Origin of the sequence: Streptomyces sp. ITFR-6, from assembly GCF_031844725.1 — a bacterium.
In the GTDB taxonomy this organism is placed as follows: Bacteria; Actinomycetota; Actinomycetes; order Streptomycetales; family Streptomycetaceae; genus Streptomyces.
The window spans coordinates 4,413,676-4,426,168 of the sequence record NZ_CP134612.1 but is presented as its reverse complement, the minus strand read 5'-3'; the positions used below and the strand labels follow the sequence as shown (position 1 = coordinate 4,426,168).

The following is a 12,493-nucleotide window of genomic DNA, read 5'->3' as shown; positions in this document are numbered from 1 at the left end:
ACCCTCGGTGCGCGCACCTTGACCTTCTGCAAGCGCACCGAGGAGCTGGCGGAGGCGGTCTCCCGGCTGAAGGGCCTGTGACCGCCAAGGGTCTGTGACAGAGCCCGGTGGGGTGAACGGTCCGGACGGGACCGTTCACCCCACCGGGCTCTCGTGGGACGGGGTGCGGCTCAGGCCTCCGGAGCGTCCTGCTCCGCGCCTTCCGCCTTCTCCTCGGCCGGGGCCAGGCCGAGGCGCTCCAGCAGCCACTTGTCGAACTCGATCGAGGCCCGCACCCAGCTGACCGTCGAGGAGACGAAGTGCTCCAGGCTGACGCCGGTGCCGATGAGCATCTGCGCCTCACCGATCAGGCGGACCGAGGTGGTGGTGTCCTCGGCGCCCTCCTCGGGCTCGTGCGTGTGCGTGTAGACCTTGGGCCACAGGGTGCGGCGGTTCCAGTCGTCGATCGCGTCGAGCAGGACCGGGCGCTGGTCCGTGTCGTGGGGGCGGTCGTAGAACGTACGGACCGAGAAGACCTGCTGCTCGCCCTCACCACGGAACATGAAGTACGTGCGGAAGTCTTCCCACGGCGCCGCGAGGTCGCCCTCGTCGTCGACGACGTACTTCAGCTCCATCTGCTCAAGAAGCTGCTTGACGAGGTCCTGGTCAGGGACGACGGGGCCCTCCGGTCCTGCCGCCTGCGGTTCGGGCTGGCCCCCGAAGTTAGGAATCGAGGACGGATCGATGCTCACCGTAATTTCCCTTCGTGCGGTTGGCTGCCATCCTCTCCCATGCCGGGCGGGGCATGGCAAGCGGGAACGGCCCCGATCCGCCACAAGCTGATATCCAGCCGGTGCGGACCGGGGCCGCCGTTGCGCCAGGTGCTCCGCGGTCAGGTCGCCGCGCCGACGGCCAGACCGTCGCCGTCCCGGTCCACCAGGACCGTGTCGCCTTCCTTGACCTCGCCCGAGAGGATCTCCTTCGCGAGCCGGTCACCGATCGCCGTCTGGATGAGCCGGCGCAGCGGCCGGGCGCCGTACGCCGGGTCGTTGCCCTCCTCCGCCAGCCAGGCCAGGGCGGCCGGGGTGACGTCGAGGATGAGCCGGCGGTCGGCCAGCCGCTTGGCGAGGCGGTCGATCTGGAGCCCCGCGATATGGGCGAGCTCGTCGCCGGACAGCGCGGAGAACACCACCAGATCGTCCAGCCGGTTCAGGAACTCCGGCTTGAAGGAGGCCCGCACCACGCCCAGGACCTGGTTCTTCTTCTCCTCGGGCTTGGTCAGGGGATCGACCAGGTACTGGCTGCCGAGGTTGGAGGTCAGGATCAGGATGGTGTTGCGGAAATCCACCGTCCGGCCCTGTCCGTCGGTGAGCCGTCCGTCGTCCAGGACCTGGAGCAGGATGTCGAAGACCTCGGGATGAGCCTTCTCGACCTCGTCCAGCAGGACGACGCTGTACGGGCGGCGGCGGACCGCCTCGGTGAGCTGGCCGCCCTCCTCGTAGCCGACGTAGCCGGGCGGGGCGCCGACCAGCCGGGCCACGCTGTGCTTCTCGCTGTACTCGCTCATGTCGATGCGGACCATGGCCCGCTCGTCGTCGAAGAGGAAGTCCGCGAGGGCCTTGGCCAGCTCCGTCTTGCCGACGCCGGTCGGGCCGAGGAAGAGGAAGGAGCCGGTGGGCCGGTCGGGGTCCGCGATTCCGGCCCGGGTGCGGCGTACCGCGTCCGAGACGGCCTGCACGGCCTCCGTCTGCCCGATGAGGCGCCGGCCCAGCTCCTCCTCCATGCGCAGCAGCTTCTGGGTCTCGCCCTCCAGCAGCCGGCCGGCCGGGATGCCGGTCCAGGCGCCGACGACATCAGCGATGTCGTCCGGGCCGACCTCCTCCTTGACCAGCGTCTCCTTGGGCTCCTTCGCGGCCTCCTGCTCGGCCTCCGTGGCCTCGGCCAGCTCGCGTTCAAGACCCGGGATCTCCCCGTACAGCAGCTTGGAGGCGCTGTCGAAGTCGCCGTCGCGCTGGGCCCGTTCGGCCTGTCCGCGCAGTTCGTCGAGGCGCTCCTTCAGCTCACCGACCCGGTTGAGGCCCTGCTTCTCCTTCTCCCAGCGGGCGTTGAGGCCGCGCAGCTCCTCCTCCTTGTCGGCGAGGTCACGGCGGAGCTTCTCCAGGCGCTGCTTGGAAGCGGCGTCGGCCTCGTTCTTGAGGGCCAGCTCCTCCATGTGCAACCGATCGACGGCGCGCTGGAGTTCGTCGATCTCGACGGGCGAGGAGTCGATCTCCATGCGCAGCCGGGAGGCCGCCTCGTCGACGAGGTCGATGGCCTTGTCGGGAAGGAAACGCGAGGTGATGTAGCGGTCGGACAGGGTCGCGGCCGCGACCAGCGAGGAGTCCGCGATCTGTACCTTGTGGTGGGCCTCGTAGCGGCCCTTGAGCCCGCGCAGGATCGCGATGGTGTCCTCGACGGACGGCTCCGCCACCAGCACCTGCTGGAAGCGGCGCTCCAGCGCCGGGTCCTTCTCGATCCGCTCGCGGTACTCGTCGAGCGTGGTGGCACCGACCATCCGCAGCTCGCCGCGGGCCAGCATGGGCTTGAGCATGTTGCCCGCGTCCATGGCTGAGTCGCCGCCCGCGCCGGCACCGACGACGGTGTGCAGCTCGTCGATGAACGTGATGATCTGGCCGTCGCTCTCCTTGATCTCGGAGAGGACGGTCTTCAGCCGCTCCTCGAACTCGCCGCGGTACTTCGCGCCCGCGACCATCGCGCCGAGGTCCAGCGAGACGAGCCGCTTGTTCTTGAGGGACTCGGGGACGTCGCCCTTGACGATGCGCTGGGCGAGCCCCTCGACGACGGCGGTCTTGCCGACGCCTGGCTCACCGATGAGCACCGGGTTGTTCTTGGTGCGGCGCGACAGCACCTGGACGACGCGGCGGATCTCCTGGTCCCGGCCGATGACCGGGTCGAGCTTGCCCTCGCGGGCGGCCGCGGTGAAGTCCGTACCGAATTTCTCCAGGGCCTTGTACTGACCCTCCGGGTCGGGTGTGGTCACCCGGCGCCCTCCCCTGCTCTTCTCGAACGCGTCCAGCAGCTTCTTCGCACCGGCCCCCTGCCCGTCGAGGATCTCACCGGCGCGGCCGCCCTTGGCCGCGATCCCGATCAGCAGGTGCTCGGTGGAGATGTAGTCGTCGCCCAGCTCCTTGGCCCGCTGCGCCGCGTCGGAGATCACCGCGAGCAGCTCGCGGTTGGGCTGCGGGGGTGCGACGGTCGACCCGGTCACGCTGGGCAGCGCGGACAGCAGCCGCTCCGTCTCGGTGCGGACGGCGATCTGGTCCGCCTCGACGGCGGCCAGCAGGTCGACGAGATTCTCGTTGTCCTCACCCGCGAGCAGCGCCAGCAGCAGATGCCCCGGGGTCAGATCGGGGTGCCCGTCCTTCACGGCCCTGCTGGTGGCCGCGTTGATGGCGTCCCGGCTCCTGTTGGTCAGCTCGGCGTCCACGTGCGCTCTCTCCTCCTTGCGACGACTGGCCCGTACTCACTTCTGACACGCTCAACGTGCACAAAGTTGAGTCTATTCCACTCAAGGCAAAAGCTGGACCGCTCCCACGCCCCCGCGACCCTCGCGCGCTGCCGCGCACCTCTACGTCCGAGTGAACCGGCCGGCCGGCCCGCCCGCCACCACGCGGCGTCGCCGGGCTGCCTACGCTGACCCCATGGCAGTCGACGTACGCGATCCCGGCCCCGAGTACCTGGCCTTCTGGCGCGAGCCCCATGTATGCACCCTCACCACGCTCCGCCCCGACGGCACCCCGCACGTGGTCCCGGTCTGCGTGACGTACGACCCCGAGGCCGGCCTCGCCCGCATCATCACCGGCAGGCACAGCCGCAAGGTCGCCAACATCCTGGCCGCGGGACCGGAGGGCGCACGGGTCGCGGTCTGCCAGGCGGAAGGGCGCCGCTGGGCGACCCTGGAGGGCGTCGCCAGGGTGCGCACGGAGCGGGACAGGGTCGAGGACGCAGAACGCCGCAAGACGGCCCGCTACGGGCGCGCGCCGAAGCCCAACCCGGACCGCGTCGCCATCGAGATCACCCTGGACCGGGCACTCGGCCGCGGCTGACCGGGGCGCTCTTGTCCGACGTCCCTCCGGCCGGGCACAGCACAACGGCGTCACCGTGTTCAGGTCACGGTGACGCCGTTGTGTGGGGGAGTGTCTGAGCGACGTGGAACGACGGGGGATCGCTCAGGCACTGCGGGGGGTGGCGGAGATGGCTTCAGGCTCGAACAGCTGATGGTCACGCTGTGCGAGGTTCACAAAAATCATGTCGTACCGGATGGCGCAGCGCACCGGCTGCGGCGCCCCGCGCGGCTTGCGGAGACAGCGGTAGGCGCGAACCTCCCCGTCATCCTCACGAGCGACGACGACCGGGTCGCCGAACAGAGTGACCATCAACGAATCACCACGGTGGGGGAGTGCCGTGACGAGGTCGATGAAATGCCACCCTGAGCGGTAGGCGGTTGCCATTTCGCGCCTGAAGGTCCGGTCGTCCGGCGGGGTGGTCACAAGTCTGCCCTGTTCTCCACGGAATTCCCCCAGCCCACGTCGGACTGGTTAAGGTCACCGGAGGCAGCGGGCGCCACATTGCCCCAGCCGACATCGCCCTGGTAATGGTCGACGGCAGCGCTTGCCTGCGCATTGCCCCAGCCAACGTCCGAAGTAGAGCCATGTGCCACGAGCAGCAGTGCAGCAGCCGCGAACGCAGTGCCAAGCACTGACCGAAGCATTCTCTTGTACATAGTCGGCTTCGTCCTCACCTGTTGGATCCTCTCCCCCGCTCTTCAGAGACGATGGCTCATTCGGACGCGTCAATGCCACAGGAGCGATGCATCATGTTCCTGAATGTTCAGGACCCTGGGGGGTGGAGTTTTACCTATAATGGACACGAAACCGACACATACTCATGAGGTCACGAACCTGTGCACCGAGGGTGCCAGGCTGTATGCGGCCGCGCTCAGCGTTGGCCGACTGGCCCGCGCCGAGGTCAGGCCCGCGCCCTGTCTCGTCAAATTCGGCCTTCTGCTGCCTGATCCGGACGACGCCTCGTGGCTTCGCCCGGTTCCGCCTTCGGCCGCTCTGGCGCAGCGCCTCTACCCGCTGGAACGCGAGATCCAGGATCGCCGGCGGACCTCTGTCGAGCTGGCCGAAGCCTTCGAACCGTTTCTGGCCATCAGCGCCCAGAGTCCCGCGCCCACGCACGCGATCACGGTGCTGGAGGGCATTGACCGGATCAACGGAGCGCTCGACCTGGCGATCGCCGAGAGCCGGACGGAAGTGCTGACCGTCCAGCCCGGAGGCAAACGCAGCGAGGAGGTCCTCAGCGAGGCCCTGACCCGCAGCAAACCTCTCATAGATTCCGGCATCAGCGTCCGCACCCTCTACCAGCACACGGTCCGGCACAGCCAGCGCACGTTCGCCTACGTCGACCTCATGGCGGGCGCCCGGATGGAGATCCGCACGCTCGAAGAGCTCATCGAGCGCCTCATCATCTGCGACGAGACCGTAGCGTTCATCCCGGTCCAGGACGACCTGCCCGTCGCCCTGGAACTACGACATCCGGCACTGGTCGCCTATCTGACGAAGGTCTTCGAACAACTCTGGCGCCGGGCCGTCCCGCTGGACGAGGCGGCTCCGTACGACCCGGCCCGCGACGGCATCACAGGCGTCCAGCGCGCCATCGCCACGCTGCTGATCGAGGGGCACGTCGACGAAGCGATAGCCCGTCGGCTCGGCATGAACGTCCGCACCTGCCGCGCCCATGTCGCCAAGCTGTCCGCCGTGCTGGGAAGCACGAGCCGCGCCCAACTCGGCTACTTGATCGCCCAGTCGGGAATCCTCGATCAGGACTCCTGACCGGCCGGCACTCCAGAGGCCCCCACCCCGGGCCGGAGATGTGGCCACGCGGCCGTGGAGCCATGGTCACCATCCCGATCGGGCGGGAGAGTTTCCGGCTCCCCCGCAACACCCACAGTGGACCGCGCACTACGCTGCCACCACCGTCATCTTGCTGCACTGCCGAAAGTGGGGGGCACGAATGGGCGGAGATGAGGACACACCGGCGCACGCCCACGAGGACCGTGCGCTGTGCGACACGGCGGTCGACATCTACACCGAGGCGCTGAGCGCGGGACGGATACCCCGGACCGCCATCGAACCGGCGCCCTGTCTCACCGAGCTGGCGCTGGTCCACCCCGACCCGCAGGACGAGGCCTGGGTACGTCCCGTGCCGCCCTCCGCCGCCCTGGCCCATCTCCTGCAGCCCGTCGTGCGGGAGATCCACGAACGCCTCAGCCTCTCGGCCGCCCTGGCCGACTCGCTGGCACCACTGACGACCGTGGCCAGTACGGACCCCAACCTCGCCATCACCGTCCTCGAAGGCCTGCCCCTGATCGACGCCGCCGTCCAGAACGCGACGGAGAGCGCCACGGAGGAGATCCGGACGCTGCAGCCGGGCAGCACCCGACCGCCCGACCAGCTCCAGAGGGCCCTGTCGCGGGCCAGGCTGACCCTGGAGCGGGGCACGCCGCTCCGGCACATCTACCAGCACCCCGTCCGCCGTGCCTTCATCCCGGCCAACGCCGCGCGTGATGTCGCGCTGGAGATCCGGCACCCCGCGCTGGTCCGCTATCTGATCCAGATGTACGAAGTCCTGTGGGCGCAGGCCATCCCGCTCACGGAGCCGCTTCCGGCCGCTCCGGCCGGCACCTCGGTCACCGCCGTCCAGCTCAGCGTCGCCCGCCTCCTGGTCGAGGGCCACACCGACCAGGTCGTGGCCGGAAAGCTCGGCATCAGCGTCCGCACCTGCCGCGCCCACGTCTCCAAGCTCATGCAGACGCTCAACGCCACCAGCCGCACCCAGCTCGGCGCCCTGCTCGTCCGCTCGGGGATCGCCGGGACCCGGCCGGGACAACGCGAGGGCCCGCCGCCCCGCGCGAGCGGGACGACGGGCCTCGGGGAGTGCTGAGGTACTACTCCTTGGGCCGCTTGGGCCGCCAGACCACCAGTGCGCTGGTGTGCTGCACGTCCTGGTACGGCACCAGATCGCGCCGGTAGGAGGCGTGCACCTGGGCCTCGCGCTGCTGGAGCGCCGCGTCCGCGCCGTCCACGGCCGCCGAGAGCTCGGCGATCCGCTGCTGGAGCGCGGCGACCTGGTTCTCCAGCTCGATGATGCGCTTGATGCCGGCCAGGTTGATGCCCTCGTCCTGCGACAGCTGCTGCACGGTGCGCAGCAGCTCGATGTCGCGGGCCGAGTAGCGCCTGCCGCGCCCGGCCGTGCGGTCGGGAGAGACCAGGCCGAGGCGGTCGTACTGGCGCAGCGTCTGGGGATGCAGTCCCGAGAGCTGGGCCGCGATCGAGATCACGTACACCGGGGACTCATCGGTCAGCTGGTACGGATTACGTCGGCGGCCGTCCATCTCAAGCTCCCTTCGCTGCCTGGAACAGCTCCGCCCGCGGGTCCTGGTCCGCGGTGGCCTTGCGATAGGCCTCCAGGGCGTCCCTGGCGTCCGTGCCCAGGTCCTTGGGGACCACGACCTCCACGGTGACCAGGAGGTCGCCGCGGCTGCCGTCCTTGCGCACCGCGCCCTTGCCCCGGGCGCGCATGGTGCGCCCGTTGGGCGTGCCGGCCGGCAGTTTCAGGGTGACCGGAGGTCCGCCGAGGGTGGGCACCTTCACCTCGCCGCCGAGCGCCGCCTCCGTGAAGGTGACGGGCACGGTGACCGTGAGGTTGTCGCCCTTGCGGCCGAAGACCGGGTGGGCGTCGACGTGGACGATGACGTAGAGGTCACCGGCCGGTCCGCCGCGCTCGCCCGGACTGCCCTTGCCGCGCAGCCGGATCCGCTGGCCGTCGGAGACGCCCGCCGGGATCCGCACCTGCATGGTGCGGGAGGACTTCGCCCGGCCGCTGCCCTTGCAGACGTCGCAGGGGTCCTGGGCGATGAGGCCCCGGCCCTTGCAGTCCACGCAGGGATCGGTGAGCGAGAATCCGCCGCCGGTGCCGCGCGAGACCTGTCCGGTGCCGACGCAGGTCGGGCAGACCCTGGGGGTGCCGTTCTTGTCGCCGGTGCCGGAGCACGCCTTGCAGGGCGCCTGGCTGGACATCCGCAGCGGGACCGTGGCCCCGTCGACCGCCTCGGTGAAGCTGAGCGTCACCTCGGACTCGATGTCCTGGCCGCGGCGCGGCTGCACCCGGGTGCCGGCGCCGCCGCCCCGGTTGAAGAGGCCGCCGAACACGTCGCCCAGGCCGCCGCCACCGCCGCCGAAGCCGCCGGCTCCGCCGCCCTGGCCGCCGCCCGGGGTGCCTCCGAAGAGGTCGCCCAGGTCGAAGTTGAAGTTGCCGCCACCGCTGCCGGGTCCGGGGCGGAAGCCGCCGTTGCCGAAGAGGGCGCGGGCCTCGTCGTACTCCTTGCGCTTCTTGGTGTCACCGAGGATGTCGTTGGCCTCGGAGATCTCCTTGAAGCGCTCCTCCGCCTTGTTGTCACCCTTGTTGGCGTCCGGGTGGAACTCGCGGGCGAGCTTCCGGTACGCCTTCTTGATCTCGGCGTCCGTGGCGTCCTTCGGGACGCCGAGAACCTTGTAGTAGTCCTTCTCGACGAAGTCCTTCGTACTCATCGACGTCCCTCCTTCCGGACGACCGGCCCGGGGCCTCGCGTACGGATCCGGCCGCTGTGCGGCGTGATCCGTACGCGAGGCCCGGTGGCCGGGCGGTGTGCTGCCAGGTGGTCGGACGGAATGTCAGACCTCCTCGCCGCCACCGCTCTCCTCGTCGGCTGCCTGCTCTTCTTTCGCGTCCTTCGCGGCCGCGGGCGTCGCCCCCGGCTGGGGTTCGGCCACCGCCACCCGTGCGGGACGGATGGTGCGCTCGCCGATCCGGTACCCGGGCTGCAGGATCGCCACGCAGGTCGTCTCCGTGACGTCCGGCGCGTACGAGTGCATCAGGGCCTCGTGGATCGTCGGGTCGAAGGGCTCGCCCTCCTTGCCGAACTGCTGGAGGCCGAGCTTGGCGACGACCGTCTCCAGCGATTCGGCCACCGACTTGAACCCGCCCAGCAGCTCGCCGTGCTCCCGGGCCCGGCCGACGTCGTCGAGCACGGGCAGCAGCTCGGACAGGAGACCCGCGACCGCGATCTCCTTGACCGTGACCCGGTCCCGCTCCACGCGGCGGCGGTAGTTCTGGTACTCGGCCTGGAGCCGCTGGAGGTCTGCGGTGCGCTCGGAGAGCGCGGTGCGGACCTGGTCCAGCTGTGCCGTCAGACCGGCTGTCTCGTTCGCGTCCCCGGCGGGGGCCGCCGCCTCCTCCGAAGAGGGGGTGGCGGCCTCCGTCCCGGCGTCTTCAGGGGTGGCGCCGGAGGGGACGTCGGGCTTCTCCTCGAAGCCCGGAGTCTCCTCGGTCACGCCGCACCGCCCTTGGTGTCCTTCTCGTCGTCGACGATCTCGGCGTCGACGACATCGTCCTGGCCGTCGGCCTGGGCCTGCTCGGCACCCGGCTGGCCCTCGGCCTGCGGGCCGCCCTCGGCCTGGGCGTTGGCGTACATCGCCTGGCCCAGCTTCTGGGAGACGGCCGCGACCTTCTCGGTGGCGGTACGGATCTCGGCGGTGTCCTCGCCCTTGAGCTTCTCCTTCAGCTCGGTGAGCGCGGTCTCCACCTCCGTCTTCACGTCACCGGGGACCTTGTCCTCGTTGTCCTTGAGGAACTTCTCCGTCTGGTAGACGAGCTGCTCGCCCTGGTTGCGCGACTCGGCGGCCTCGCGGCGGCGGTGGTCCTCGTCCGCGTACTGCTCGGCCTCTTCGCGCATCCGGTTGACCTCGTCCTTCGGCAGCGAGGAGCCACCGGTGACGGTCATCTTCTGCTCCTTGCCGGTGCCGAGGTCCTTGGCAGCGACGTGCATGATGCCGTTGGCGTCGATGTCGAACGCGACCTCGATCTGCGGCACGCCGCGCGGGGCCGGCGGCAGACCGGTCAGCTCGAACATCCCGAGCTTCTTGTTGTACGCCGCGATCTCGCGCTCGCCCTGGTAGACCTGGATCTGCACGGACGGCTGGTTGTCCTCGGCCGTCGTGAAGATCTCGGAACGCTTGGTCGGGATCGTGGTGTTGCGCTCGATGAGCTTCGTCATGATCCCTCCCTTGGTCTCGATACCGAGGGACAGCGGGGTCACGTCGAGGAGCAGGACGTCCTTGACCTCGCCCTTGAGGACACCGGCCTGGAGCGAGGCGCCGATGGCGACGACCTCGTCCGGGTTCACACCCTTGTTGGCGTCCTGGCCGCCCGTGAGCTCCTTGACGAGCTCGGCGACGGCCGGCATACGGGTCGAGCCACCGACGAGAACGACGTGGTCGATCTCGGAGAGCTGGATGCCCGCGTCCTTGATGACGTTGTGGAACGGGTTCTTGCAGCGGTCCAGGAGGTCCGCGGTGAGCTGCTGGAACTGCGAGCGCGTGAGCTTCTCGTCCAGGTGCAGCGGGCCCTCGGCCGACGCCGTGATGTACGGCAGGTTGATCGTGGTCTCCGTCGAGGACGACAGCTCGATCTTCGCCTTCTCCGCGGCCTCGCGGAGACGCTGGAGAGCCATCTTGTCCTTGGACAGGTCCACGCCGTGCCCGTTGGCGAACTGCTTCACCAGGTAGTCGACGACGCGCTGGTCCCAGTCGTCACCACCGAGGTTGTTGTCACCGTTGGTGGCCTTCACCTCGACGACGCCGTCACCGATCTCCAGGAGCGACACGTCGAAGGTGCCGCCACCGAGGTCGAAGACGAGGATCGTCTGGTCGTCCTTGTCGAGCCCGTACGCCAGCGCGGCGGCCGTCGGCTCGTTGACGATACGCAGGACGTTCAGGCCCGCGATCTCGCCGGCCTCCTTCGTCGCCTGACGCTCGGAGTCGTTGAAGTACGCCGGAACGGTGATCACCGCGTCGGCGACCTTCTCGCCCAGGTACGACTCGGCGTCACGCTTCAGCTTCTGCAGGATGAAGGCGCTCATCTGCTGCGGGTTGAAGCTCTTGCCGTCCAGGTCGATCTTCCAGTCAGTGCCCATGTGGCGCTTGACGGAGCGGATGGTCCTGTCGACGTTCGTCACTGCCTGGCGCTTGGCGACCTCGCCGACCAGAACCTCGCCGTTCTTCGCGAAGGCGACGACGGACGGCGTGGTCCTGGCGCCTTCGGCGTTGGTGATGACGGTGGGCTCGCCGCCTTCGAGAACGCTGACGACGGAGTTAGTCGTGCCCAGGTCGATGCCGACCGCACGTGCCATTTCAATTCCTCCAACTGACTACTTGAGTGGATCTGACTCAAGGATGCATGACATCGCTCCCGGAGTCAACAGACCTGAGTCGAGGCGACTCAACTAACATGCACACACTTCGCGCCACCAGCGAATTGCCCATCTCTGTGACGGCGGACACGCATCGGGCACACGCCTCATACGCGCCACATCGGACGAATCCGAGCCGCTCCCCGACGACACCTGCCCGCCTCGCGGGCGACGCACCCCCCACCATCATCGCGCCATGGGATCGTTCTGTCACAAAATGCCGTGAGCCACACAAAACAGGCACTCGACCACCCCAGGCATCCGATACCGGACAGCGACACCAGGCAGGTGCGAACGATGCGGACACAGAGGCCGGGACGACGGCTGCCGCCGAGCCGGAGCCGGCGGCAGACGCGGGGAGAGCGGCAGGGCTGGACTCAGCGGCAGACGCGAGGGCAGCGGCAGGGCTGGACTCAGCGGCCGGGCCCGGCACGGCGGCCCTGGCAGCCACCGCGCCCCTCCCGCACAGCGCGCGCCCGCGCGGCCCTCGCCCGCCTGAGAGCCCTCGCCCCGCCGCACCCCACCGCCAAACGCACCCTGGACCTGCTCCTCGGCTCGGCCCTCCTGCTGCTGGCCGCCCCCGCCCTCGCGGCGGCCGCCCTCACCCTCGCCGTACAGCGGCACCCCGGCGGCGTACTGGACCGCTCCCCTCGCACCGGACCGGCGGGCAGGCCCTTCGTACTGCGGTCACTGCGCACCCGGCGGCTGCGGCTCGACGTGCTCTCCCGGCTGCCGCACGTCGTACGGGGCGAGCTCTCCCTGGTCGGCCCCGAACCGCTCGCGCCGGGCGACGAACGGGGCACGGCCGCCGGTGCGAGAGACTGGCGGCGTGAACTGAAGCCAGGACTGACCGGCCTGGCGCAGGTGCGCCGCCGCTCCACGATGCCGTGGGACGAGGCGGCCCTCCTCGACCAGCACTACGCCGAGCACCGGGGGACCGCCCTGGACCTGGCGATCCTGGCCGAGGCCGTGCACGGTCCGCTGCGCCGGACGGTCCGCGGACTCGCCCGGCGAGGCCAGGTATGCCTGAGCGACACAGATCACCGCCTGCCCAACTACAGCGTGGCGGAATAAGTGGATAGTGTCAGCACAGACTGATTAAGTTACTGCTTAGTAAGCATCTGAGTAACATCCGAGCAATCAGCGATCACCGCTGAATCC

The 12,493-nt window shown here is 69.5% G+C and carries 11 protein-coding genes; 4 read left to right on the top strand and 7 right to left on the bottom strand.

Annotation, left to right across the window (positions count from 1 at the left end):
• Positions 1 to 170: 170 nt before the first annotated feature.
• Positions 171 to 731 (bottom strand): YbjN domain-containing protein, encoded by a 561-nt coding sequence (locus tag RLT59_RS20130; protein WP_311304667.1) that lies wholly within the window; start codon positions 729 to 731, stop codon positions 171 to 173.
• 140 nt (positions 732 to 871) lie between these two features.
• On the bottom strand, positions 872 to 3,466 hold the full coding sequence (gene clpB, locus RLT59_RS20125; RefSeq protein WP_311304666.1) for an ATP-dependent chaperone ClpB: 2,595 nt from the start codon (positions 3,464 to 3,466) through the stop codon (positions 872 to 874).
• A gap of 214 nt (positions 3,467 to 3,680) precedes the next feature.
• Here clpB and RLT59_RS20120 point away from each other — a divergent pair, with 214 nt between their 5' ends.
• A complete protein-coding gene (locus RLT59_RS20120) occupies positions 3,681 to 4,085 on the top strand; it encodes a pyridoxamine 5'-phosphate oxidase family protein (protein WP_311304665.1) in 405 nt (134 codons plus the stop codon).
• A 123-nt stretch (positions 4,086 to 4,208) separates the two neighbouring features.
• Here RLT59_RS20120 and RLT59_RS20115 read toward each other — a convergent pair whose 3' ends face one another.
• Complete coding sequence (locus tag RLT59_RS20115; RefSeq protein ID WP_018522262.1) at positions 4,209 to 4,529, bottom strand: Rieske (2Fe-2S) protein; 321 nt, start codon at positions 4,527 to 4,529, stop codon at positions 4,209 to 4,211.
• 372 nt (positions 4,530 to 4,901) lie between these two features.
• Here RLT59_RS20115 and RLT59_RS20110 point away from each other — a divergent pair, with 372 nt between their 5' ends.
• Positions 4,902 to 5,876 carry a helix-turn-helix transcriptional regulator gene (locus RLT59_RS20110; protein WP_399125758.1) on the top strand — a complete coding sequence of 325 codons (975 nt, stop codon included), beginning with the start codon at positions 4,902 to 4,904 and terminating at the stop codon, positions 5,874 to 5,876.
• Between the two features lie 181 nt (positions 5,877 to 6,057).
• Positions 6,058 to 6,987, top strand: coding sequence for a helix-turn-helix transcriptional regulator (locus tag RLT59_RS20105; protein ID WP_311304663.1), 930 nt, complete (start codon positions 6,058 to 6,060; stop codon positions 6,985 to 6,987).
• Positions 6,988 to 6,991: 4 nt separating this feature from the next.
• On the opposite strand, the gene RLT59_RS20100 is transcribed toward RLT59_RS20105, so the two are convergent.
• The 4 genes from RLT59_RS20100 to dnaK all read right to left on the bottom strand — a co-directional run bounded on the left by RLT59_RS20100 (position 6,992) and on the right by dnaK (position 11,272).
• A complete protein-coding gene (locus tag RLT59_RS20100) occupies positions 6,992 to 7,438 on the bottom strand; it encodes a heat shock protein transcriptional repressor HspR (protein WP_311304662.1) in 447 nt (148 codons plus the stop codon).
• 1 nt (position 7,439) lies between these two features.
• Positions 7,440 to 8,633 carry a molecular chaperone DnaJ gene (dnaJ, locus tag RLT59_RS20095; RefSeq protein WP_311304661.1) on the bottom strand — a complete coding sequence of 398 codons (1,194 nt, stop codon included), beginning with the start codon at positions 8,631 to 8,633 and terminating at the stop codon, positions 7,440 to 7,442.
• A gap of 123 nt (positions 8,634 to 8,756) precedes the next feature.
• Positions 8,757 to 9,416 carry a nucleotide exchange factor GrpE gene (grpE, locus tag RLT59_RS20090; RefSeq protein ID WP_311304660.1) on the bottom strand — a complete coding sequence of 220 codons (660 nt, stop codon included), beginning with the start codon at positions 9,414 to 9,416 and terminating at the stop codon, positions 8,757 to 8,759.
• Entirely contained in the window at positions 9,413 to 11,272 is a 1,860-nt protein-coding gene (gene dnaK / locus RLT59_RS20085) for a molecular chaperone DnaK (RefSeq protein ID WP_311304659.1), read from the bottom strand. Before dnaK ends, grpE begins: the two co-directional genes overlap by 4 nt.
• Before the next feature lie 357 nt (positions 11,273 to 11,629).
• Here dnaK and RLT59_RS20080 point away from each other — a divergent pair, with 357 nt between their 5' ends.
• Positions 11,630 to 12,406: a sugar transferase gene (locus RLT59_RS20080; protein ID WP_311304658.1), complete on the top strand. Its 777-nt coding sequence runs from the start codon at positions 11,630 to 11,632 to the stop codon at positions 12,404 to 12,406.
• Positions 12,407 to 12,493 lie beyond the last annotated feature (87 nt).